The organism is Macrococcus equi (assembly GCF_047426745.1).
GTDB classification, from domain to species: domain Bacteria; phylum Bacillota; class Bacilli; order Staphylococcales; family Staphylococcaceae; genus Macrococcoides; species Macrococcoides equi.
Map to the genome: position 1 here is coordinate 1,632,437 of NZ_CP179732.1, position 23,929 is coordinate 1,656,365.

General features: G+C 34.9%; 20 protein-coding genes. 18 read left to right on the forward strand and 2 right to left on the reverse strand.

Annotation, left to right across the window (positions count from 1 at the left end; translation table 11 throughout):
- Positions 1-24 precede the first annotated feature (24 nt).
- Positions 25-378 (reverse strand): YtpI family protein, encoded by a 354-nt coding sequence (locus ACMGE6_RS08610; protein WP_414046097.1) that lies wholly within the window; start codon positions 376-378, stop codon positions 25-27.
- 74 nt (positions 379-452) lie between these two features.
- Here ACMGE6_RS08610 and ACMGE6_RS08615 point away from each other — a divergent pair, with 74 nt between their 5' ends.
- The 7 genes from ACMGE6_RS08615 (at position 453) to pyk (ending at position 9,890) form a co-directional block, all read left to right on the forward strand.
- On the forward strand, positions 453-1,400 hold the full coding sequence (locus ACMGE6_RS08615; RefSeq protein WP_414046098.1) for a DHH family phosphoesterase: 948 nt from the start codon (positions 453-455) through the stop codon (positions 1,398-1,400).
- Positions 1,401-1,419: 19 nt separating this feature from the next.
- The gene (locus ACMGE6_RS08620) at positions 1,420-4,563 is read left to right on the forward strand and encodes a DNA polymerase III subunit alpha (RefSeq protein ID WP_414053461.1); all 3,144 of its coding nucleotides are present in this window, start codon (positions 1,420-1,422) and stop codon (positions 4,561-4,563) included.
- Between the two features lie 83 nt (positions 4,564-4,646).
- Positions 4,647-5,090, forward strand: a complete 444-nt coding sequence (locus ACMGE6_RS08625) for a FadR/GntR family transcriptional regulator (protein ID WP_414053462.1) — start codon at positions 4,647-4,649, stop codon at positions 5,088-5,090.
- Between the two features lies 1 nt (position 5,091).
- Positions 5,092-5,946, forward strand: a complete 855-nt coding sequence (accD, locus tag ACMGE6_RS08630; RefSeq protein WP_414053463.1) for an acetyl-CoA carboxylase, carboxyltransferase subunit beta — start codon at positions 5,092-5,094, stop codon at positions 5,944-5,946.
- A gap of 2 nt (positions 5,947-5,948) precedes the next feature.
- Complete coding sequence (gene accA / locus ACMGE6_RS08635; RefSeq protein WP_414046102.1) at positions 5,949-6,893, forward strand: acetyl-CoA carboxylase carboxyl transferase subunit alpha; 945 nt, start codon at positions 5,949-5,951, stop codon at positions 6,891-6,893.
- 206 nt (positions 6,894-7,099) lie between these two features.
- On the forward strand, positions 7,100-8,059 hold the full coding sequence (pfkA, locus tag ACMGE6_RS08640) for a 6-phosphofructokinase (protein ID WP_414046103.1): 960 nt from the start codon (positions 7,100-7,102) through the stop codon (positions 8,057-8,059).
- 70 nt (positions 8,060-8,129) lie between these two features.
- A complete protein-coding gene (pyk, locus tag ACMGE6_RS08645; protein ID WP_414046104.1) occupies positions 8,130-9,890 on the forward strand; it encodes a pyruvate kinase in 1,761 nt (586 codons plus the stop codon).
- Between the two features lie 42 nt (positions 9,891-9,932).
- Here pyk and ACMGE6_RS08650 read toward each other — a convergent pair whose 3' ends face one another.
- On the reverse strand, positions 9,933-11,345 hold the full coding sequence (locus ACMGE6_RS08650) for an amino acid permease (protein ID WP_414053464.1): 1,413 nt from the start codon (positions 11,343-11,345) through the stop codon (positions 9,933-9,935).
- A gap of 258 nt (positions 11,346-11,603) precedes the next feature.
- Here ACMGE6_RS08650 and ACMGE6_RS08655 point away from each other — a divergent pair, with 258 nt between their 5' ends.
- The 11 genes from ACMGE6_RS08655 (at position 11,604) to ACMGE6_RS08705 (ending at position 23,860) form a co-directional block, all read left to right on the forward strand.
- Entirely contained in the window at positions 11,604-12,722 is a 1,119-nt protein-coding gene (locus ACMGE6_RS08655) for a citrate synthase (RefSeq protein ID WP_414046106.1), read from the forward strand.
- An 85-nt stretch (positions 12,723-12,807) separates the two neighbouring features.
- Entirely contained in the window at positions 12,808-14,076 is a 1,269-nt protein-coding gene (icd, locus tag ACMGE6_RS08660) for an NADP-dependent isocitrate dehydrogenase (protein WP_414048192.1), read from the forward strand.
- A 78-nt stretch (positions 14,077-14,154) separates the two neighbouring features.
- Complete coding sequence (gene mdh, locus ACMGE6_RS08665; RefSeq protein WP_414053465.1) at positions 14,155-15,087, forward strand: malate dehydrogenase; 933 nt, start codon at positions 14,155-14,157, stop codon at positions 15,085-15,087.
- Between the two features lie 160 nt (positions 15,088-15,247).
- Positions 15,248-15,961, forward strand: coding sequence for a response regulator (locus ACMGE6_RS08670; RefSeq protein WP_414046108.1), 714 nt, complete (start codon positions 15,248-15,250; stop codon positions 15,959-15,961).
- Positions 15,954-17,669, forward strand: a complete 1,716-nt coding sequence (gene pnpS / locus ACMGE6_RS08675) for a two-component system histidine kinase PnpS (protein WP_414053466.1) — start codon at positions 15,954-15,956, stop codon at positions 17,667-17,669. Before ACMGE6_RS08670 ends, pnpS begins: the two co-directional genes overlap by 8 nt.
- Before the next feature lie 210 nt (positions 17,670-17,879).
- Positions 17,880-20,501: a DNA polymerase I gene (gene polA, locus ACMGE6_RS08680; RefSeq protein WP_414053467.1), complete on the forward strand. Its 2,622-nt coding sequence runs from the start codon at positions 17,880-17,882 to the stop codon at positions 20,499-20,501.
- A gap of 8 nt (positions 20,502-20,509) precedes the next feature.
- Positions 20,510-21,385: a bifunctional DNA-formamidopyrimidine glycosylase/DNA-(apurinic or apyrimidinic site) lyase gene (mutM, locus tag ACMGE6_RS08685; protein ID WP_414053468.1), complete on the forward strand. Its 876-nt coding sequence runs from the start codon at positions 20,510-20,512 to the stop codon at positions 21,383-21,385.
- A gap of 8 nt (positions 21,386-21,393) precedes the next feature.
- Positions 21,394-21,981: a dephospho-CoA kinase gene (gene coaE / locus ACMGE6_RS08690; RefSeq protein ID WP_414053469.1), complete on the forward strand. Its 588-nt coding sequence runs from the start codon at positions 21,394-21,396 to the stop codon at positions 21,979-21,981.
- 118 nt (positions 21,982-22,099) lie between these two features.
- Positions 22,100-23,110: a glyceraldehyde-3-phosphate dehydrogenase gene (locus tag ACMGE6_RS08695; RefSeq protein ID WP_414046113.1), complete on the forward strand. Its 1,011-nt coding sequence runs from the start codon at positions 22,100-22,102 to the stop codon at positions 23,108-23,110.
- Between the two features lie 115 nt (positions 23,111-23,225).
- On the forward strand, positions 23,226-23,546 hold the full coding sequence (locus ACMGE6_RS08700) for a DMT family transporter (protein WP_414046114.1): 321 nt from the start codon (positions 23,226-23,228) through the stop codon (positions 23,544-23,546).
- Positions 23,546-23,860 (forward strand): DMT family transporter, encoded by a 315-nt coding sequence (locus ACMGE6_RS08705; RefSeq protein ID WP_414046115.1) that lies wholly within the window; start codon positions 23,546-23,548, stop codon positions 23,858-23,860. Before ACMGE6_RS08700 ends, ACMGE6_RS08705 begins: the two co-directional genes overlap by 1 nt.
- Positions 23,861-23,929: the final 69 nt, after the last annotated feature.

The following is a 23,929-nucleotide window of genomic DNA, read 5'->3' on the forward strand; positions in this document are numbered from 1 at the left end:
CATTTGCCTCAATCTTTTAATCATTTATCTTCTGCTGCGTTGTTGCTTACGTAAAGATTCCCATGCAGCATCTTCCTTATCAAAGTTACCTTCAAAGTACTTTTTAGCTTTAACTGCATATTGGTAATTATAAAGTGCATAAGCAATTAATAACCCGCAGATGATATACGTCCATGTTCCGGGGAAATTTAATATTTGTGTGACTGCAAATGCTGCCATAAATATTGCAAAGCATTGTTTAGCACGTGCTCTATACCAGGCGCGTCTAACATCTCTAATCTCCCTGAACACTTTTGCGATATTATAGAGTGTAAAGATAAAAGAAAAAATCATTATCGTTACGAACGTCATGAGTATGTAAGGAAAAATAACATCCATTTTTAAAAACCTCCAGTCTTAAAAATTATAGCATAACTTTATAGACTGTAAATCAAACATTCAAAGGAGAATTTATGAATAAACGTGATATCAGCACTTTAATAGAAAAAATTAATACATACGAAACCATTATTCTGTTCAGACATGTTCGTCCAGATCCAGATGCATTAGGTTCACAATTAGGATTTAAGCATGCGATTTTAAAGTTATTTCCTGGTAAACATGTATATGCAGTGGGTAGCACTGTTGATAATCTTAGTTTTATAGGCGAGATGGATGAAATTTCTAGTGACGTATTTTCCGATGCTTTAGCTATTGTTTTAGATACTGCCAATGCGCCGAGAATAGATGATGAACGCTATCAGTTATGCGCAGAAACAATTAAAATTGACCATCATCCACCTGTCGATCAATATGCTGGATTAAACATCGTAAATACTAACAGTTCTTCGACGAGTGAGATAATTTACGAAATATTGGTAGATATAGGATACGGCCGTGACCTGATTACACGAGACGTCGCACGTTGTCTTTATATCGGTATTGTAGGAGATACTGGTAGATTTTTATTTAACAACACATCAAGCAGAACGATGGCAATCGCTTCGGAATTACTGGAATATGATATAGAACATACAGCATTAATTAACACGATGCAGCAAAGAGATTTAACATCAATACGTTTTCAAGGATATGTGTTACAGCACTTTAAATTTGAAGAGGGTGTTGGCTATATTTATATTACGAAAGCAATTTTAGAGCAGTTTAATATTTCAGCGAGCAATGCTTCTCTTTTTGTAAATAGTCTGGCAGATACTCAAGGGATTAAAGCGTGGGCTTTTGCAATTGATGAAACGAATGAAATTCGAGTACGTTTAAGAAGTAAAGGTGTTGTCATTAACGAACTTGCAGCTGAGTATAATGGAGGGGGGCATCCATTGGCAAGTGGTGCTTCTGTGTATAGTGAGGAAGAACTTAATCAGCTTATTGAAAAATTAAAAACGTTAGTGAAGCATGCATAAATATTTGTGAGGTGAGAAAATGGTTGTACATTTAAATATTCATTCATCATATGATTTACTACACTCAACAATCCGAATCAATCAGTTGGTGGAACGTGTGAAAGCAATGGGACAAACATCAGTAGCTATTACAGACTTGAATGTATTGTTTGGTGTACAGTCATTTTACAAAGCATGCATTGCAGCTGATATAAAACCGATTATTGGGATGGAAGTTATTGTAACGGACGGTATAGAAGACTGTAATACGGTGTTACTTGCAAAAAACAATGATGGATTTAAAAACTTAATGCAGTTATCATCACGCATTCAGTTAAAAAATATTGCAAAAATATCACCAGACTTACTGAAACAGTATAGTGGTGATCTCATAATCATCTATAAAAAATTACACTCTAATCAAGCTCACTTTATAATCCAGGATGCTGAATTTTATGTAAGTCATGATAGTACGATGGACGGTAGAAAAGTTTATATTGATGATGTTAGGTACATAAATTCAGACGGTGTCGTAGATTTAAGTATTTTAAATGCTATTGATGAAAATAAGAAAATGAATCTGGAAGCGGTAACGCTTAAAGCTGGAGATAAGTATTTAAGAACAGAAGAAATGCTTATTGATATTGGCATAACTCGTGAAATGTTACAAGTAACGCATGATATCGCTGATCAATGTAATGTAACATTTAAATTCGCAACGCACCTGCCAAAGTTTCCGGTCCCACATAATCAAACAAGTGAAGCTTATTTAATGGAATTACTTAATCATAATAAATTAAAGATTCCGGAATTTAATGCTGTATATGAAGAAAGGTTGAAGTATGAATATGAAGTAATCTGCAAGATGGGTTTTGCAGATTACTTTCTGATTGTCAGTGATTTAATACATTTTGCCAAATCAAACGATATATTAGTTGGACCTGGTCGTGGTTCAGCAAGTGGTTCACTTGTGAGTTATGTACTCAATATTACGACGATTGATCCTATAGAACATCATTTACTCTTTGAACGATTCTTGAATCCAGAGCGTGTGACGATGCCTGACATCGACATAGATTTTGAGGATACAAAGCGAGATGCGGTCATCGATTATGTCATAGAAAAATATGGCGCATTCAATGTTAGTGGTATTGTCACTTTCGGTCATTTGTCGATGCGTGCAGTAATGCGTGAAGTTGGGAGAATCCTTCAGTTTTCTGAAGATGAACTAAAAGAAGCAAGTATGTTACTCGGTCATAAATTTAAAGATCTAGATGATGCGTATCAGGACGATGCATTTTCAAGGTTTGTAGATGGTAATGATCGCAAAAAGAAATGGTTCTCCATAGCAAAGTCACTTGAGGGTTTGCCACGACATACGTCTACCCATGCTGCCGGTGTAATCATTCACGATCAGATATTAACAGACTATGTACCGCTTGTAATGGGTGATGACATCCCGCTAACCCAATGGAATATGACTGAAGTAGAAGCAATAGGCCTACTTAAAATTGATTTTCTGGGATTGCGCAATTTAACGATTATACATAATATTATGCGCAGTATTCAGACACAGTATGGTCATAATATTCAGCTGGAACAGATTCCTTTTGATGATACGAAAGTATTTCAGTATTTATCTGCTGGAGATACGATGGGAATCTTCCAGCTGGAATCTGATGGTATACGTAATGTGCTGAAACGTTTAAAACCTGAAACGTTTGAAGATATTGTTGCAGTCCTTAGTCTGTACAGACCGGGCCCAATGGAACAAATTCCTGTATATATTGAGCGTCGTCATAACCGTCAAAATTTTCAGTTGTTACATGATGATTTGTCCGACATACTGGCATCAACCTATGGTGTTATTATTTATCAGGAACAAATTATGCAGATAGCCAACAAATTTGCAGGATTTAGTTACGGAGAAGCTGATATATTAAGACGTGCCATGAGTAAGAAGAACCATCAGGCGTTGATTGAACAGCAGCAGCACTTTATTGAGGGCAGTATAAATAATGGATATTCAAAAGAGCAGGCGATAGCAATCTATGATTTGATTTTGAAGTTTGCTAATTATGGATTTAATAAGGCGCATGCAGTAGCATATGCAAAAATCTCATATATCATGATGTATTTTAAAGTACACTATCCAAACATCTTCTATGCAGCGACCCTCAGTAATCAGATAGGTGTAGAACAGAAAACAAGAGAAATAATTGCGGAGATCAAGTCGAAACTGATTAAATTATATCCAGCAGATATCAATCAAGCCGGATGGTATTACAAACCTCGAAAAGATGGCATCATGATGTCGCTAGGCATGATTAAAGGTGTCGGATATAAGAGTGTCATTGAAATCACAGAAGAGCGAAAGAAAGGACCATTTAAGGACATTTATGATTTTTGTGCACGTATTCCAAAGCGTGTGAAGTCAAAATCGCTACTGGAAGCACTCATTCATGTAGGGGCATTCGACAATTTCAAGGAAAACCGTGCGACGCTTCTTGCTTCTCTTGATGCAATTCTGGATGTTGAAAAAGAAGCATTTGGAGAAATGAATTTTCTGGAATCGCTCGGTCTTAATAAAAAGAAAACGTATCATTATCACGAAGAAATGTCAGAGGAACAGAAAGCTAAATATGAGTCAGAATATCTTGGCTTCTATATTTCAAAGCATCCAATTGAATCATTGTTTAATAAGCTTCAGTATTTACCGTTATATCAACTGGAACAGCGTGCGAATAATCAATATATGCTTATATGGGTTGAGTCACTGAAAAGAATTAGAACAAAAAAAGGTCAGCCCATGGCATTTATTTTGGCGATGGATGGCATGCATCAAAAAGATTTGGTTGTGTTTCCGGCTATATTTCATAAATTTGAAACAATCATACAAACAAACCAGCCTTTAATCATCAAAGGTAAATTTGATGCTAAAAAGGCAGACCAGATTATTGTCAGTGAAATGATGACCGTAAAATCATTTATTGATCATATACATCAATCAGCTTCAAAACTTTATGTCAGAGTGCCTATTGAAAACAAGCAGTTGTTAAGAGAGAACGGCGATATTGAAGTAATATTATTTAGTGAATACACTGACAGCATGGGATTTATCGGATATAGCGATCTTAATCAATTTATTGCTGATTACAATCCAGAGGATATTCGGTTAATTTAGCTTTTCAAAAATCAAAAAGATATGATATAGTTAACCTTAGTGGTCAGACCACTAAGGTTTTTTATAATGAAGGAGGTAATGGTGTGAATCCAATACCGAATAAAGGATTTAATACTGTAATTACTGAAATTAATACAATCATCAAAAGGAAAAACTTAACTGCTGGAGATAAGCTCCCGTCTGAACGTTACTTAAGCGAGAGTTTGAATATTAGCCGTTCAAGTGTCAGAGAAGCACTGCGCGCACTCGAAATGCTGGGAGTTATTGAAACTCGACGTGGTGAAGGTACTTATATAACTGAAATGGACAATAATCAATTCATAGAGATGATTGCAGGCTACGTTATTACTACGGATACGCAGCAAGCAGAAATCACTGATTTTATACATATGTTAGAAAGGATTGCAATGGATTCACATCCAGAACAGCCCATTAATGAAGCAATTGAAGCGCGAAATACGATAATGTTTCGTGTATGGAAATTATTAAAGCAGTTTGAAAAGACATATGAAATAGAGGAGTCATAATATGTTCAAAGATATTTTTAAACGCAATAAAAAGAAAAAATATGTAGCTGTTCAACATATGAAAGACAATGATGTACCGGAAGGTATCATGGTAAAATGTCCAAAATGTAAAAAAATTATGTATACAAAGGAGCTAAGTTCAAATTTAAATGTATGTTTTCATTGTGACCATCATATTGCATTAAGTGCATATGAGCGTATCGAAGCTATTACTGACAAGGATAGTTTTGAGGAATTTGATCAGGTAATCGCCTCGCAAAATCCATTAACTTTCCCGAATTATTCTGAAAAACTTGAAAGTGATAAAGAAAAGACAGGCTTAAATGAAGCTGTTGTGACTGGGGTAGGGCGTATTGACCAACATCCATTTGGAATATGTGTAATGGATGCCAGATTCAGAATGGGATCGATGGGAACGGTTGTAGGTGAAAAAATCAGTCGATTAATTGATTATTGTACTGAACATGAGTTACCTTTTGTCATCTTTACCGCAAGTGGTGGCGCTAGAATGCAGGAAGGCATCTTGTCCCTTATGCAGATGGCCAAAACGAGTGTAGCAATAGAACGTCATAGTGAAAAAGGATTGTTATTTATCTCATATATGACACATCCAACGACAGGTGGAGTTTCTGCAAGTTTTGCGTCAGTGGGTGATATTAATCTGGCAGAACCGGAAAGTTTAATTGGGTTTGCCGGTCGACGTATCATTGAACAAACTATCAATGAAAAACTACCAGAAGATTTTCAGACTGCTGAATTTTTACTTGAGCATGGCCAATTGGATAAAGTGGTACATCGCAAAGATATGAAAGAGACGCTCAGTAAAATCATTGCGATGCATTCGAAAGGGGAATAACTATGGCTTTAGATTTTGAAAAACCTTTGTATGAAATTGATCGTAAGATTGAAGAATTAAAAAAATATATGGCGAATGAAGGTGTAGATTTAAGTGATGAGGTGAAAACACTGGAAATTTCACGCGTCGAAAAATTTAATGATATCTATGATAATCTAACACCATGGCAACGTGTACAGATTGCACGTCTGGCTGAGCGTCCTACAACACTTGACTATATCGAAGAAATATTTGATGACTTCATTGAATTACATGGGGACAGAAATTTTCGTGATGATCCTGCGATTATTGGGGGTATCGCACGTTATAAAGGTAGGGCTGTCACTGTCATAGGTCACCAGCGCGGAAAAGATACGAAAGATAACATATTTCGAAATTTTGGTATGGCACACCCGGAAGGTTACCGTAAAGCATTAAGATTAATGAAACAAGCTGAAAAGTTTAAACGTCCGATTATATTGTTTATCGATACGAAAGGTGCATATCCTGGTAAAGCTGCTGAAGAACGTGGCCAGAGTGAATCAATCGCAAGAAACTTAGTTGAAATGGCAGCACTCACTGTCCCGGTTATCTCTATTGTAATTGGAGAAGGCGGAAGTGGTGGAGCGCTTGGATTAGGAATTTGTAATCGCTTATTAATGCTTGAAAACTCTACTTATTCTGTGATTTCTCCTGAAGGAGCAGCAGCACTATTATGGAAAGACAGCAGTCTTGCCCAGCTTGCAGCAGAAAGTATGAGAATAACAGGACCGGATTTACTGGAATTAAATATTGTAGATGAATTGATCAGTGAAGTTAAGGGTGGCGCACACCTTGATTTGCCACAACAAAGTCAGTTGATTGATCACGTGATCAATAAGCATTTAGATGAGCTCATACAGTTATCACCTGAGCAATTAAAGAATCAAAGATACGATAAATTTAGAGCAATTGGAAGTGAAATGTAAATTTATCGTTCTGTATTTATACAGTTGTTACAAAAATGAAAACCAAATGTAAGCTTTAATTAAACCCGTTTTATAAAATAAGACGGGTTTTTATCTTGAAAAAATATAAAACGTTTACATCTGTTATAATACATGATTTTAATGGATATAAGCTTTGGATTGTGTTAATTTAAAAGTATCAATAGACAAAAGGTGAGGATAATACTATGAAAAAGATAGCGGTATTAACAAGTGGTGGGGATGCACCTGGAATGAACGCAGCAGTACGTGCGGTAGTACGTAAAGCAATGTACCATGATATAGAGGTTTATGGGGTATATCAAGGTTATCAGGGATTAGTAAATAATAATATTCATAAAATGGAACGTGGTACCGTAGGGGACAAGATTCAACGTGGGGGTACTTTTCTTCAATCAGCACGTTGTCCAGAATTTAAGGATCCTGAAGTACGCCAACGAGGCATCGAAAATTTAAATAAATTAGGTATAGAAGGTTTAGTTGTAGTGGGTGGTGACGGTAGTTACCGTGGTGCACAGCGATTAAATGAAGAGGGCATTAAAACAATTGGTATTCCCGGAACGATTGATAATGATATCAACGGGACTGATTTTACAATCGGATTTGATACTGCGTTAAATACTATTATTGAAGCAATCGATAAGATTCGAGATACTGCATCAAGCCATGAGCGTACATTTATCGTTGAGGTAATGGGACGAGATGCTGGAGACTTAGCATTATGGTCTGGCTTAGCGGGCGGAGCTGAAACTGTGTTAATCCCGGAACATAAAAAGGATATTAAAGAAATCGCAGATAAAATCCAGCAAGGTATTGAACGTGGTAAGAAGCATTCTATCATCGTTGTAGCTGAAGGAGTTATGAGTGGTCATGAATGCGGTGAGCAATTAAAGAAATATATTAATGTCGATACGCGTATCTCTGTACTTGGGCATATGCAACGTGGTGGTTCACCATCAGGTCTAGACCGCGTACTTGCAAGTAGATTAGGTGGATATGCTGTAGAGTTACTGATGAATGGAGAAACTGGATTAGCTGTAGGTATTCAGAACAATAAGCTTTCTAAAACAACTTTTGATGATATCTTCTCTGCAACACATGCAATTGATGAGCAGATGTATGAATTATCTAATGAATTATCTATATAATAAAAGTGAATTTAAAATATATTGATGCACATATATTAACTTTAAATTAAAATACCGGAGGCTCATAAATATGAGAAAAACAAAGATAGTATGTACGATTGGTCCAGCATCTGAATCAAAAGAGATGTTAGAAAAATTAATGAATGCTGGTATGAATGTAGCGCGTTTAAACTTCTCCCATGGTAGTCACGAAGAGCATAAGGCTCGTATTGATGCAATTCGAGAAGTCGCTAAGAAATTAGATAAAACAGTCGCAATTTTACTCGATACAAAAGGTCCTGAAATTCGTACGCATAATATGGAAAATGACAAAATAGAACTGGTTAAAGATTCAACAGTTGCAATTAATATGAAAGAAGTATTAGGTACACCTTCTGAATTCTCTGTAACATATGAAAATTTAATCAATGATATTCATGTAGGCTCTACGATTTTACTGGATGACGGTTTAATTGAATTAAAAGTTAAAGATGTTAAGCATGATGAAGGACGTATTATATGTGATGTCATTAATGCCGGAGAATTAAAAAACAAAAAAGGTGTTAACTTACCAGGTGTTAAAGTGAATTTACCGGGGATTACCGATAAAGATGCACAGGATATTATTTTTGGTATTGAGCAACGCGTAGATTTTATTGCGGCATCATTTGTAAGACGTGCGAGTGATGTATTAGAAATTCGTAAAATATTAGAAGATAGAAATTGTGACTTCATCAATATTATTCCTAAGATTGAAAATGAAGAAGGAATCCAAAATATCGAGCAGATTCTGGAAGTTTCGGATGGCTTAATGGTAGCACGTGGGGATATGGGTGTTGAAATACCTGCAGAAGAAGTACCGTTAGTTCAAAAAGATTTAATTCAAAAATGTAATATTATGGGTAAACCGGTTATCACAGCGACTCAAATGCTTGATTCTATGCAACGCAATCCACGCTGTACACGTGCTGAAGCAAGTGATGTTGCTAATGCGATTTATGACGGTACAGATGCAGTAATGTTATCAGGAGAAACTGCTGCAGGATTATATCCAGAAGAATCAGTAAAGACGATGCACAATATTGCATTTGCAGCTGAGGAAGCACAAGATTACAAACGATTATTATCTGAAAGAACAAAATTGAACCAATCATCATTAGTGAATGCAATCGGTGTTTCTGTTGCTCATACTGCTTTAAATTTAGATGTACAAACGATTGTTGCTGCAACGGAAAGTGGAACAACTGCTCAGACAATTTCTAAATATAGACCACATGCACATATTATCGCAGTTACACCTTATGAAGAAACAGCACGTCATATGGCACTTGTCTGGGGCGTAATTCCAGTTATTAAAACAGGAAAATCAACGACAGACGAATTACTGGACAAATCTGTACAAGCTGCAATTGAGGTTGGTACAGTTGAGAATGGCGATTTAATTATTATTACAGCAGGTATTCCGACTGGAGAAGCTGGCACAACTAACTTAATGAAAATTCATCTGATTGGAGATGTGATTGCTGCGGGTCAAGGCATCGGTAGAACAGCTGCTGTTGGTAAAGTACTTGCTGTAAAATCACATGAAGAATTAGCAGGGCATGACCTATCTGATAAAGTAATTGTTGCACCTTCTACAGATGCTGACATGGTACCTTATATTGAACAGGCTTTAGCGATTGTTACTGAAGAAGGTGGATTAACATCACATGCTGCAGTTGTAGGATTAACATTAGGAAAACCTACAATCGTAGGTGTCGCAGATGTTCTGGATAAATTAGAAACAGGAACATTAGTTACGGTAGATGCAGCACATAATAAAGTATATGTTGGACACGCAAAAACAAATTAAATAAAAATAAGATCATCCATTCGGATGATCTTATTTTTGTTATTAATGATAATCATGTGGATCGAAGTTACCTTTTTTGAAACCACCTTGTGCTGCATACATGATAGCTAGCAATATAAACCATAATGGTGATACAAATAATCCCATTCGTGTATCTTCTGCCAGGAATAATAATCCGAACATAAACAGGAAGAATGCTAAAATTACTATTGCTGAAACTTTACCACCTGGTGTTTTGTAGATGCTTTTTTGATGTAATTCAGGTCTGCGTTTTAAATATACTAAATAAGCGATGAGAATAATTGACCAGACTACGATAAAGAATACAGTTGCGACTGTAGTAACTAACGTAAATACTGCATTAGCATTTGGTATGATGTAGTTGAGTAATACTGATAAAAGTAGTAAAACACTTGAGAAAACTACTGCATTTGCCGGAACACCTGCTTTATTTGTACGCTGGAAGAAACTATTGTCTCCTTTTGAGTAGTTCTTACTTAAACCAAATAACATACGGCTATTTGAGAAGATACCACTGTTACATGATGATGCTGCAGATGTAATAACAACAAAGTTAATTAAACTTGCTGCAAATCCAATTCCGATTAATCCAAAGAACTTAACGAATGGACTTTCATTCGGATCAATTTTATCCCAAGGTGTAATACTCATGATAATAATTAAAGAGCCAATATAGAATAATACGATACGCATTGGTACGCTGTTGATGGCTCTTGGTAAAGTTTTTTCAGGATCTTGAGCTTCACCTGCTGTAACACCTATTAATTCTATACCTACAAAACTAAAAATAGCCATTTGGAAACTTAGTAAGAATCCATTTGCACCATTCGGGAATAGACCATCATGAGACCATAAATTAGTAATGGTTGCTACACCGAAATTAGTTTTGTAGCCAATAAAGATAAGTACGAGACCAGTAATAATTAATGCGATGATTGTGATAACTTTAATTAATGCAAACCAGAACTCGAGCTCCCCAAATAATTTAGCTGTCAATAGGTTTAAGAACATTAATACGAGTATACATAGTAATGATGATAACCATGTAGGAAAGTCCGGCCACCAGAACTGGACGTACTTTGCTATAGCTGTGACTTCGGCCATCCCTGTAACTACCCAGCAGAACCAATATGTCCAACCAGTAATGTATCCCGCGAAATCCCCCAGATAATCACGTGCGATGTCTGTAAAAGAGTGATAATTTAAATTCGATAAAAGTAATTCACCTAACGCTCTCATAAAAAGAAATAAGAATAATCCAATGATAAGATAGGTGAATAAAATAGAAGGTCCAGCCAAATGGATTGATTTACCTGCACCTAAAAATAACCCCGTCCCAATTGCTCCGCCAATAGCAATCAACTGAATATGTCGATTTGACAAAGAGCGTTGTAGATCATTTCTGTCTTCAATGTTACGATGATGTTTCGTCATATAAATCCCCTTTTCCTCTTTGGTAAGTATATTATCTTACTATATTAAAAAAATATCAAACATTATTTTAAATATTCTTAATATTTTTAAGAATTAGTTAACTGTGTGATTTTTATATTATAAGGAAAAGTTATCACATAAGATAAAAATTTTCTAAGTTCCTAATTCATTCACAAAAGTTAGTACTTTGGATATAATTAAATGGTGAAAGCCGTTACATTTGGCATAACAAAATTACTGTGCAAAGGGGAGTCAAAAATGGCAGAGTTAGTAAAAGGCCTGGAAGGAATTGTCGCATCAAATACAAAAGTAAGTTCTATAATCGGTGATCAGTTGACTTATGCTGGTTATGAAATTGATGATCTGACTGAGAATGCTCAGTTTGAAGAGGTCGTATTTTTATTATGGAATTTTAGATTACCAAATGCGGAAGAATTAAAGCAGTTTAGAAAAGAATTATTTGAAAATATGACATTACATCCACGTATGTATAGTCATTTTGAAGATTATGCAGCTGATCATGTGCATCCGATGACGGGTCTTCGTACATCTCTATCATACTTAGCACATTTTGATCCACGTGCTGATGAGTTTAATGAAGCAGCTCACATGAATAAGGCGATTAGAATTCAAGCAAAGGTTGCCTCTTTAGTTGCAGCATTTGCACGTGTCCGTCAAGGAAAAGAAGTTATTAAACCTAAAGAGGACCTAAGTTATGCAGCAAACTTCCTATATATGTTATTTGGAGAGGAACCAACACCTGTTCAGGAAGAAGGATTTAACAAAGCATTAATTTTACATGCCGATCATGAATTGAATGCATCTACTTTTACAGCACGTGTTGCAGTATCGACTTTATCAGATATTTATTCTGGTGTTGTTGCCGCAGCTGGTGCATTAAAAGGGCCGCTGCACGGTGGTGCAAATGAACAAGTGATGAAGATGCTTAGTGAAATTGGCTCTTTAGAAAATGTAGATGCTTATGTTGCTGATAAGATTGCTAAGAAAGAAAAAATTATGGGCTTTGGTCACCGTGTATATAAAAATGGTGATCCTCGTGCGAAATACTTAAAAGAAATGTCACGAAGAATCACTGATGAGACGGGTCAAAAAGAATTGTTTGATATGTCAGTGAAAATTGCAGAAATATTAAAAGAAGAAAAAGGTTTATTACCAAATGTAGATTTTTATTCTGCAACTGTTTATCATTCAATGGGTATTGAGCATGATTTATTTACGCCTATCTTTGCTGTTTCTCGTACAGCAGGATGGATTGCACATATACTGGAACAATATAGTGATAACAGAATTATTCGTCCGAGAGCAACATATGTTGGTGAAGTGGGACGTAAATATGTGCCGATTGAAGAAAGATAAGTTACAATTTAAAGTTAATTTTATAAGTACTAATTTTAATCTTTAATTCTTCTATTTAACAAATTAATTAATTTAACTGGAGGCAATAATAATGGCAGAAAAAATTACTAATAACAATGGTGTATTAAATGTACCGAATAATCCAATCGTTCCTTATATTATTGGAGATGGAACGGGTCCTGATATCTGGAATGCAGCTGTACGTGTATTAGATGCAGCAGTTGAGAAAGCTTATAACGGTGAAAAGAAGATTGAATGGAAAGAAGTATTAGCAGGTCAAAAAGCATTTGATAATACTGGGGAATGGTTACCTCAGGAAACATTAGATACTATTGAAGAATACTTAATTGCGATTAAAGGTCCATTAACGACACCAATTGGTGGTGGGATTCGTTCATTAAACGTAGCGCTTCGTCAAGAATTAGATTTATTTGTATGTCTTCGTCCTGTTCGTTACTTTGAAGGTGTACCTTCACCGGTTAAACGTCCAGAAGATACAGATATGGTTATTTTCCGTGAGAACACTGAAGATATTTATGCGGGTATCGAGTATAAAGAAGGATCGGATGAAGTTAAGAAAGTCATTGAATTTCTCCAAAAAGAAATGGGTGCAAAAAATATTCGTTTCCCTGAAACTTCTGGAATCGGTATTAAACCAGTCTCTAAGGAAGGTACTGAGCGTTTAGTACGTGCCGCTATTAATTATGCGCTAGATCAAGGTCGTAAATCTTTAACTTTAGTACATAAAGGAAATATTATGAAGTTTACTGAAGGTGCTTTCAAGCAATGGGGTTATGATTTAGCTGAGCGTGAATTTGGAGATAAAGTATTTACTTGGGCACAATATGACAAAATTAAAGAAGCTGAAGGTAGTGAAGCAGCTGATAAGGCGCAAGATGAAGCAATTAAAGCGGGTAAATTATTAGTGAAAGATTCTATTGCTGATATTTTCTTACAGCAAATATTAACGCGTCCAGCGGAATTTGATGTTGTAGCGACTATGAACCTAAATGGTGATTACATTAGTGATGCATTAGCTGCTCAAGTTGGTGGTATCGGTATTGCGCCAGGTGCCAATATCAACTATGAAACTGGACACGCTATTTTTGAAGCGACACATGGTACTGCACCGAAGTATGCTGGATTAGATAAAGTAAATCCTTCTTCAGTGATTTTAAGTGGCGTATTATTATTAGATCATTTAGGATGGAAAGAAGCAGGAGAATTAATTACTAAGTCAATGGAGAAAACAATTGCTTCTAAAGTTGTAACATATGATTTTGCACGTTTAATGGATGGTGCGACTGAAGTGAAATGCTCTGCTTTTGCTGATGAATTAATTAACAATTTATAATTTCTAAATATAAGGATAGTAATATGAAGGTCATTCATAATTACTATCCTTTTTTTAAAATAAAGGGAGGAATAAAAAATGAAGAAAAAAAAGATTTCAATCGTAGGTAGTGGTTTTACCGGTTCAACAGCAGCATTTATTGCAGCATCCAAAGGTATAGCTAATATTGTTTTAGTCGATACGTATGGAAGTCCTGATCCTACGACAGGAAAAGCTTTAGATATTGCACAAGCGATGCCTATTCTGCATCAAAATAGTCACATTCAGGCAAGTAATGATTATGCAGATACTAAAGATTCTGATGTCGTATTGATCACGTCAGGAATAGCGAGAAAACCAGGGATGTCACGTGAGGATTTAATGCAAACAAACCAGGAAATAGTAGAAAATGCAACAAAGGAAATCGTGAAATATTCACCTGATTGTATCATTATCGTGTTAACAAATCCTGTAGATGCTATGACTTATGCAGTATACAAAGCTTCAGGCTTTAAGCCGAATCGTGTTATCGGTCAGTCTGGCGTGCTGGATACTGCAAGATTTAGAACATTTATAGCACAATCTTTGAATGTTGCTGTAACGGATGTAACAGGATTTGTATTAGGTGGACATGGTGATACGATGGTACCGCTTATTCGATATTCATCGGTGAGTGGCGTACCTTTATCGGATTTAATCGATAAGGAAACGATTGATTCAATAGTCGATAGAACACGTAATGGTGGAGCTGAAATTGTAAATTTACTCGGCGCAGGCTCAGCATATTATGCGCCAGCAGCTGCAATGATAGAAATGGCGGAGGCAATTCTCAATGATAGCCATCGTTTGTTGCCGGCAATTGCTTATTTAAATGGTGAATTTAATCATGAAGATTTGTATATTGGCGTACCTGTCATCTTAAATAAAGATGGTGTAGAAAAAGTTGTTGATTTGCAATTATCTGATGAAGAACAACAAGCATTTGATGTTTCAGCAGCATCTGTAAAATCTGCTATTCAATCATTAAAATAATCAAATTTATATTAAAGGCTTTAATACTTAATTGATATTCCTCCATATTGTAAAGATAATGTAAATTATTCTACTCAAGCTTGAAGAATATTGATTTGTTGTAGCATTTCAATATTCTTTTAATATATAATGAAATTGTATAATTATTTGGAGGGATTGGATGAGTCAGAAGGTTTTAGTAGTAGACGATGAACAATCAATTGTAACTTTATTACAATATAATTTACAACAATCAGGTTTCGAAGTTGTAACTGCCTATGATGGTGAAGAAGGATTAGAAAAGATTTTTAGTGAGAAACCAGATATCGTTGTATTAGATTTAATGTTACCAAAGATGGATGGCGTCGAAGTCTGTAAATCTGTTCGCAATGAGAAAAATCAAGTTCCAATATTAATGCTTACAGCTAAAGATGATGAGTTTGATAAAGTGCTTGGATTAGAATTAGGTGCCGATGATTATATGACGAAACCATTTTCTCCAAGAGAAGTAATAGCTCGACTAAAAGCTATTCTTCGTAGATCGAATGCTTTAAAGCAAGTAGAAGAAGAAAATGATAATAAAGAAATCGTTATCGGTAAGATAAAAGTTTTACCGGAACACTTTGAAGCATATCGAAACGATGTATTACTAGATTTGACCCCTAAAGAATTTGAGTTACTGATATACTTGATTGAGCGTCAAGGACGTGTTATCACACGTGAACACATGCTGAATTCGGTATGGAATTATGAATTCGCCGGTGATTCACGCATTGTTGATGTGCATATCAGTCATTTACGTGAGAAAATTGAAGAAAATCCTAAACAGCCACAATACATTAAGACCGTTCGTGGTCTAGGATATAAATTAGAGAATCCAAAACGCAATGATTAGTTTTAAAAGTAAATTATTACTGATGCTTACAACATTTATCGTTGTAAGCTTTCTTTTAATAGGTACACTTTTGCATCTTACGTTGTCAGATCAGCTTATCCAGAATGATAAGGCGACTTTGACAAAAGATGCTCAAATTTTTAATGCGTATGTTAGTGGCGACAAACGTGTTAGATCATTAATCCACACTTATGAAAAATCCTATAATAGTGCAATTTTAATTATGGATAATAATGAGCATATCTTATATAAAACAAAAGGCATAGCGAAACAGTCATTCGATAAGTTTATTACTAAATATACATTAAAGAATGATAATCGCGTGAAATATAGGTATGATGGTCAGTTGCAAAAAAGTTTGTTACGTTATCATGATAAAAATACTGTCTATATTTTAAGTGAAAATAAAGTTGTCAAAGATGTGGAATACACAATCTTAAAATATTTTAGTATGGCCTTACTTTGTATGTTACCAATTATTTTAATTATTGTGCGTTACATTAATAAAAGTTATATTCAACCGATAAAAGAAGTAACATATGCATCAAAATTACTTGCGGACGGAAACTATAAGGTCCGTGTGCCTGAAAGCAGTGTAACAGAAACTAAAGATTTATTTAGATCTACAAATATTCTTGCAAGAACACTACAGGATCTAAATAATGAACAAAAGTTGCAGCGCAATCGTCTTGAAACAACGCTACAAAACATTCCGAGTGCAACGATGCTCGTCAATAATCATGGTGAAGTTGCAATTGCCAATGAAACTTATCTTAATCTTTTCAATAAACGTCAGCCGATAGAACAGGGTCATTACGAAAAAGTAATCAAAATACCATCTATTAAACAAATGATAAAGGAAGCAATCGTTACTGAAAAACCGATCAATGAAACATTAAATATTACTGTCAATGTACATAAAAAGTATTTTGATGTAGCAGTAGTACCTGTGCTATCAAAAAAACGAAAGAAAATAGAAGGTATCGTTATCGTATTACATGATATTACTCAGCTGAAGTCACTTGAACAGATGAGGAAAGATTTTGTTGCGAATGTGTCACATGAATTAAAAACTCCGATAACGAGTATAAAAGGTTTTACTGAAACGCTGATTGATGGAGCAAAGAATGAACCACAGACACTGGATATGTTTTTGGATATCATCTTAAAAGAATCTAACCGTATCCAGGTTCTTGTAAGTGAACTGCTGGAACTTTCGAAAATAGAACAGGCGAATCATTTTGAAATGACTAAAGTAAACTTACCTCAAAAAGTCTTTAACAGCATCGAGGTAGTACATCCGCTTGCTGAAAAGAAAAATATTAAGTTTAATCTTGATTTTGAAAAAGATTTATTTGTTTTAGCTGAGCCAAGTAAATTAAAGCAAGTTGTGATTAATTTATTATCTAATGCTATTAACTATTCCTATGAAAATGCAAATATTAATGTAAAAGTTTACAAAAAAAATCGAAATTGTATTTTAGAGATTACTGATGAAGGCATAGGCATAGCACCAGAAGAACAAATGCGTATTTTTGAAAGATTTTATCGTGTTGATAAAGCGCGTAGTCGAGATTCAGGTGGAACTGGACTGGGACTTGCAATTGTTAAACATATTATTGAAGTATTTAAAGGTGAGATTGAGGTTGAAAGTGAATTAGGTGTTGGAACAACATTTAGAGTCATTTTAAAGGAGCATCTATATTAGTTGTTTTAATGAAACTTTACTTCATATTTACATTAAATTTACAATATAGGGCTATAATATCACATAGACCCCTTCATTTTAGATGATGATGAACACAAGTGATCTTGAAGCAATCACTTGTGTTTTTTTGTGTTTTTCAGGGATTCCTAAAAATATATATGAATCAAAAGATATGATAGACTAGAATAGATATAAGATGGAGGTAGAATGATGAAAGAAAAATTAATATTAATAGATGGTAACAGTTTAGCGTTCAGAGCATTTTATGCATTACCTTTACTTAAAAATTCATCTGATTTACATACAAATGCAATTTATGGATTTACATTAATTTTAGAGAAATTAATCAAAGAAGAGCAACCTACACATTTTCTGATTGCATTTGATGCAGGTAAAACAACTTTTAGACATGCAACATATGGTGAATATAAGGGTGGTCGTCAAAAAACACCTCAGGAATTAAGTGAACAGTTCCCGCATATTCGTAGACTTGCTGAAGCTTATCAGATAAAGCATTATGAGTTAGATAATTATGAAGCGGATGATATTATCGGTACATTATCAAAAGAAGCGGCAGCGCAAAAGATGGAAACAATTATCGTCACAGGGGACCGAGATTTAACGCAATTAGTGAATGATTATGTAACAGTCTATTACACGAAAAAAGGTGTGACAGATATCGATAAGTATACACCATCATTCATTGAAGAAAAGTACGGTTTTGGTGCTGAAAAAATAACTGATTTAAAAGGTTTAATGGGGGATAAATCTGATAATATTCCTGGAGTACCAGGTATCGGTGAAAAAACTGCGATTAAATTATTACTGGAGTATGGTTCAGTTGAAGGTGTTCTTGAAAATTTACCTAAAATTACAGCAAAAAAACTGAATGAGAATTTAACGAATCATCAACAAGACGCTCTAATGAGCAAGCAACTTGCTACAATTGAAACCAATGCACCGATAACAATTAAATTATCAGATACTCGTATTCCGGAAAAAGATGAAACGAAAAAAATAGAACTGTTTCGAGAACTGGAATTCAAGCAAATGCTTGATGCTTTAGACACAACAAGTCAAATTAAAAGTGATAAAGAAATTGTTATTGAACCAGATTTTGAAACGATGGATTTTGCTGCTGTCGATACAATTGATTTACATATCATCTGTTTCCAGGATAACTATTTAAAGAATGAAATTATTGGTGTGGGTGTGGTTTATCACAACAAGACATTTGTTGTGTCACCTGAAGTAGCAGTGAATAACACTTCATTTGTTAAATTAATAGAAAATAGCGAAGTTAAAAAACATGTTTATGATGCAAAAGCAGTAAAAGTGATGTTTGAAAGACTTGGCGTACAAATTGAAGGTATAATTTTTGACGTTATGTTAGCTAACTATTTATTAAATCCTTCGGGTACTGTTGTTGATGTCGCTCAAGTTGGACAGGAATATGGCTTAAACTATGTAGAAAGTGATGATCATATATTTGGCAAAGGTGCAAAAGCACAGGTACCGGATAATGATATTTTGTTTAAGCATATTGCTACTGAAGTCAATCTTATACAGGATGTTACACCACTCATTAAAGAAAAACTTTCACAGCATGAACAACTAGCATTGCACGATGAACTAGAGTTACCTTTAGCATTGGTTCTTGCAAAGATGGAAATGCAAGGTATTAAAGTGAATAAGACAACATTACAGGAGATGCAGTCTGAAATTCAGCAACGCCTTGATGTACTAGTTGAGAGTATCCATAAGCACGCACAAAAAACATTTAATGTGAATTCTCCAAAGCAGTTAGGTGTTATTTTATTTGAAGATTTAAAATTACCAGTTATTAAAAAGACGAAAACAGGCTATTCAACGGCTGTTGATGTGTTAGAGAAATTACAAGGCGAACATCCAATTATTGATGACATATTAGTATACCGAACATTATCAAAATTACAATCGACATATGTTGAAGGATTACAGAAATTAATCGGTGATGATGGAAAGATCCATACTAGATTTAATCAGGTGATCGCACAAACCGGACGTCTATCTTCTATTGACCCTAACCTTCAGAACATTCCAGTCAGATTAGATGAAGGACGTAAAATACGTAAAGCATTTGTACCAAGTGAAGATGATATGGTAATCTTTGCTGCGGATTATTCACAAATTGAGCTGCGTGTTCTTGCCCACATTACTGAAGATCAAAGTATGATGGATGCGTTTAAACATGGCATTGATATACATACAAAGACGGCGATGGAAGTCTTTGATGTATCAAAAGAAGAAGTAACAAGCAATATGCGTCGCCAGGCAAAAGCGGTAAACTTTGGTATCGTGTATGGTATTAGTGATTACGGTTTGAGTCAAAGTTTAGGGATTACCCGTAAAGCAGCACAAAAGTTTATAGATGATTATTTAGATAGTTTTCCGAATGTTAAACAGTACATGGATGATATTATCCAGAAAGCGAAACAAGATGGATATGTAACAACATTAATGCAAAGACGTCGTTACATTCCTGACATTACAAGCAGAAACTTTAATTTACGTGGATTTGCTGAACGAACAGCAATGAATACCCCGATTCAAGGTAGTGCTGCAGATATTATTAAACTGGCAATGGTTCAGTTTGATAAAGCACTGAAGGAAACGGAATTTAAAGCTAAAATGTTATTACAGGTACATGATGAATTGATTTTTGAAGTACCGAAAGCAGAAATTGATGCGTTCAGTTTGTTTGTAAAAGATATTATGGAACATGCATTAGATTTAAATGTCCCGCTTGAAGTTGAATATAATTCGGGTGAAAGCTGGTATGAAGCAAAGTAGGTGAAAGTATGCCGGAATTACCGGAAGTAGAACATGTGGTGCGAGGTTTAAGGCCTCATGTACTTAGTAAAAAGATTGTTGACGTTATCTTTTCACAAGCTGTAAAAACAGGTAAGGCACAAGGGAAAGAGACGATAATCAAACAAATGGACCTTGAAAGTTTTCGGGCATTAATTTGTAACCGCACAATTGCGACTATTGAAAGAAGAAGTAAATATATCATTTTTTGTCTTACAGCGCATCAGAGGGAAACCATCTATATGATTGGTCACCTGGGTATGGCGGGTGCATTTTTTGTTAAACATGACGTTGATGACATCCAGATTGCTAATTACAGAAAGCACTGGCATGTTCAGTTTGAACTATCAGATAAACAAAAAATGATCTATTCAGATATTAGACGTTTCGGAGAGTTTAAAATAATGGATGAAGCAGCGTATCAGCTATTTAATCAATCCATAGCACCTGAACCATTTAATGATGATGCTTTAGCACATTTTATCAATAAGACAAAAGAAAAGAAGTATAAGCATAAGCCCATTAAGCAAGTGATTATGGATCATAGTGTTGTAAGTGGTTGTGGTAATATCTATGCATGTGAAGCACTGCATTTAGCAGGTATTTTACCTACACATATTACGGATACATTGTCGACCCAGAAGAAAAAGAAACTTTTTTCAGCAATCATTAATGTACTGAATAAAGGTATAAAATACGGCGGTTCAAGCATATCGGATTATCGAAATGTTGAGGGTGAACAAGGAAATATGCAAAGTAAATTTAATATATATGGTTTAAAACAATGTAATGTGTGTGGTCATCCCGTTTCAACGCAGGTGATTGCAACGCGTAACACACACTATTGTGAAAAATGTCAAAAGTAGGTGCGAAAATGACGGTAATTGGCTTAACGGGTGGTATCGCAAGTGGAAAATCAACCGTTGCAAAGTATTTATCAGACCAGGGTTTTGTAATTATAGATGCAGATATTGCCAGCAGAAAAGCAGTAGAAGTGGGTACAGAAGGATTGGCACAAATAAAAAAAGCATTTGGTGATCAAGTGATACGGCTAGATGGTTCACTAGATCGTAAAGTATTAGGCAATATTATATTTAATGATTCAAGTGAGCGAGAGAAGCTAAATAAAATAGTCCATCCACGTGTAAGAGATATTATGGAGAGTGAAAAACAGCAGGCACTTGCGCAAGGTAAAATAGTAGTGATGGATATTCCATTACTTTACGAAAATCATCTTGAACATACAGTCGATGAAGTGTGGTTGGTCTATATCCCGTTAAATATACAAATAGAGCGTTTAATGCTTCGTAATAATCTTTCTCAAAAAGAAGCACAAGCGCGTATTGCTTCTCAAATGTCACTTGAGGAAAAAAAGGAAAAAGCAGATAAAGTTATCGATAATAGTGGGTCAATTGATGCATTACAAGAACAATTAAGATGTCTGATTCAACCATACAAATAGTTTGAAAAATTAAAAAATTACGAAATTAATTTTTCTTAAGAAAACGCTTCCTTAACGCAATCATTGTGCTATACTATTGAAAGAGATTAGTATAACACATTGCGAAGGAGAAGATATGATGAAAACAAGAGTAGCGATTAATGGGTTAGGAAGAATTGGAAGAATGGTGTTCCGTGCAGCACTTTTAAATGATGAATTAGAAGTAGTAGCGATCAACGCGAGCTATCCTCCAGAAACTCTAGCACATTTAACAAAGTATGATACTACTCATGGTAAGTTTGAATTAGATGTTGAACCTGGTGAAAATGCTTTAATCGTTAATGGCAAAGAAATTAAATTAGTTTCTGAACGTAATCCAGAGTTATTACCTTGGAAAGAGTTAAATATTGATATTGTTATTGAAGCGACAGGTAAATTTAATGATGCTGAAAAAGCGGCAGCTCATATTAAAGCAGGCGCTAAGAAAGTTTTATTAACTGCACCAGGTAAAGGAAATGTTCAAACAATCGTTCGCGGTGTGAACTGTGCGCAATTAGATGTTGATACATATGATGTTATTTCAAATGCATCTTGTACAACAAACTGTTTAGCACCAGTTGCGAAAGTATTAAATGATAAATTTGGTATTAAAAATGGATTAATGACTACTGTTCATGCTTACACAAATGATCAGAAGAACTTAGATAACCCACATAAAGATTTACGTCGTGCACGTGCATGTGCTCAAAGTATCATCCCAACTTCAACTGGAGCTGCTAAAGCTTTAGCTTTAGTATTACCAGAATTAAAAGGTAAGTTACATGGTATGGCTTTACGTGTACCAACGACAAACGTATCATTAGTTGACTTAGTTGTAGATTTAGAAAAAGAAGTTACTGTTGAAGAAATTAATGAAGCATTCAAAGCAGCAAGTGAAAATGAATTAAAAGGTATTTTAGATATTACGAATGAACCTTTAGTAAGTGTTGATTTCAATACAAATCCAAATAGTTCAATCGTTGACGGTTTATCTACAATTGTTATGGAAGGTAATAAAGTTAAAGTATTATCTTGGTATGATAACGAGTGGGGTTACTCAACTCGCGTAGTAGAATTAGCTGTGTTAATGGGTGAGAAATTAGCTAAATAATTTATACTATTAAACCTCTCAAAATTTTTGAGAGGTTTTTTAATGTTTGTTTACAACATATAAAATCTTCATTATGCTATACTATTGACTATTATTTGAACAAATGAGGTAAAGTATGAACTGGATAAAAATAATAATAGCAGCTGTTTTTGAGATGTGCTGGGTGATTGGGTTAGCACATGCTGATGTCTGGTATGAGTGGTTACTGACACTAATCAGTGTGTCAATTAGTTTCTGTTTACTACTTAACGCATCGAAATATTTACCGGTTGGCACAAGTTATTCGGTATTTGTAGGACTGGGAGCAACACTAGTGACCATAGCAGATGTTGCATTTTTTGGTGAGACATTCAGCTTTGAGAAAATTATGCTTATCAGTGTATTGATTATTGGTGTTATCGGACTAAAACTTGCAACGCCAGAGGAGGCGAAATGATGTATTGGTTAGTACTTGTCATTGCAGGATTATGTGAAATGCTTGGAGTTGTCGTCATAAATATGTATGTCACTAAAAAGCAGAAAAGATACATCTTATTACTGATTGTCACTTTTGCGTTTAGTTTGTTATTTTTATCAATTGCACTGATTGAAATTCCTATGAGTACAGCATACGCAATTTGGACAGGAATCGGTGCAATCGGTGGTGCTATCGTTGGGATTGTTTTTTACGGCGAATCAAAAAATGCTTGGAGACTATTTTTTATGGGGTTAATATTAATCAGTACGATTGGACTTAAGATGTTAAATTAAATGCTATGTCAGTTCGCAAAAGAGTTGTATATGCGAACTAAGTAGGGAGATTATCGAGATTTAATCAAA

What these genes read in the sequence shown, in the direction of transcription:
- ACMGE6_RS08700 (WP_414046114.1), top strand. Translation starts at nt 23,226, where the DNA reads ATGAACTGGATAAAAATAATAATAGCAGCTGTTTTTGAGATGTGCTGG.
- coaE (WP_414053469.1), top strand. Translation starts at nt 21,394, where the DNA reads ATGACGGTAATTGGCTTAACGGGTGGTATCGCAAGTGGAAAATCAACC.
- ACMGE6_RS08670 (WP_414046108.1), top strand. Translation starts at nt 15,248, where the DNA reads ATGAGTCAGAAGGTTTTAGTAGTAGACGATGAACAATCAATTGTAACT.
- ACMGE6_RS08705 (WP_414046115.1), top strand. Translation starts at nt 23,546, where the DNA reads ATGTATTGGTTAGTACTTGTCATTGCAGGATTATGTGAAATGCTTGGA.
- polA (WP_414053467.1), top strand. Translation starts at nt 17,880, where the DNA reads ATGAAAGAAAAATTAATATTAATAGATGGTAACAGTTTAGCGTTCAGA.
- mutM (WP_414053468.1), top strand. Translation starts at nt 20,510, where the DNA reads ATGCCGGAATTACCGGAAGTAGAACATGTGGTGCGAGGTTTAAGGCCT.
- ACMGE6_RS08610 (WP_414046097.1), bottom strand. Translation starts at nt 378, where the DNA reads ATGGATGTTATTTTTCCTTACATACTCATGACGTTCGTAACGATAATG.
- ACMGE6_RS08650 (WP_414053464.1), bottom strand. Translation starts at nt 11,345, where the DNA reads ATGACGAAACATCATCGTAACATTGAAGACAGAAATGATCTACAACGC.
- mdh (WP_414053465.1), top strand. Translation starts at nt 14,155, where the DNA reads ATGAAGAAAAAAAAGATTTCAATCGTAGGTAGTGGTTTTACCGGTTCA.
- pnpS (WP_414053466.1), top strand. Translation starts at nt 15,954, where the DNA reads ATGATTAGTTTTAAAAGTAAATTATTACTGATGCTTACAACATTTATC.
- accD (WP_414053463.1), top strand. Translation starts at nt 5,092, where the DNA reads ATGTTCAAAGATATTTTTAAACGCAATAAAAAGAAAAAATATGTAGCT.
- ACMGE6_RS08695 (WP_414046113.1), top strand. Translation starts at nt 22,100, where the DNA reads ATGAAAACAAGAGTAGCGATTAATGGGTTAGGAAGAATTGGAAGAATG.
- ACMGE6_RS08615 (WP_414046098.1), top strand. Translation starts at nt 453, where the DNA reads ATGAATAAACGTGATATCAGCACTTTAATAGAAAAAATTAATACATAC.
- accA (WP_414046102.1), top strand. Translation starts at nt 5,949, where the DNA reads ATGGCTTTAGATTTTGAAAAACCTTTGTATGAAATTGATCGTAAGATT.
- ACMGE6_RS08620 (WP_414053461.1), top strand. Translation starts at nt 1,420, where the DNA reads ATGGTTGTACATTTAAATATTCATTCATCATATGATTTACTACACTCA.
- ACMGE6_RS08655 (WP_414046106.1), top strand. Translation starts at nt 11,604, where the DNA reads ATGGCAGAGTTAGTAAAAGGCCTGGAAGGAATTGTCGCATCAAATACA.
- pyk (WP_414046104.1), top strand. Translation starts at nt 8,130, where the DNA reads ATGAGAAAAACAAAGATAGTATGTACGATTGGTCCAGCATCTGAATCA.
- pfkA (WP_414046103.1), top strand. Translation starts at nt 7,100, where the DNA reads ATGAAAAAGATAGCGGTATTAACAAGTGGTGGGGATGCACCTGGAATG.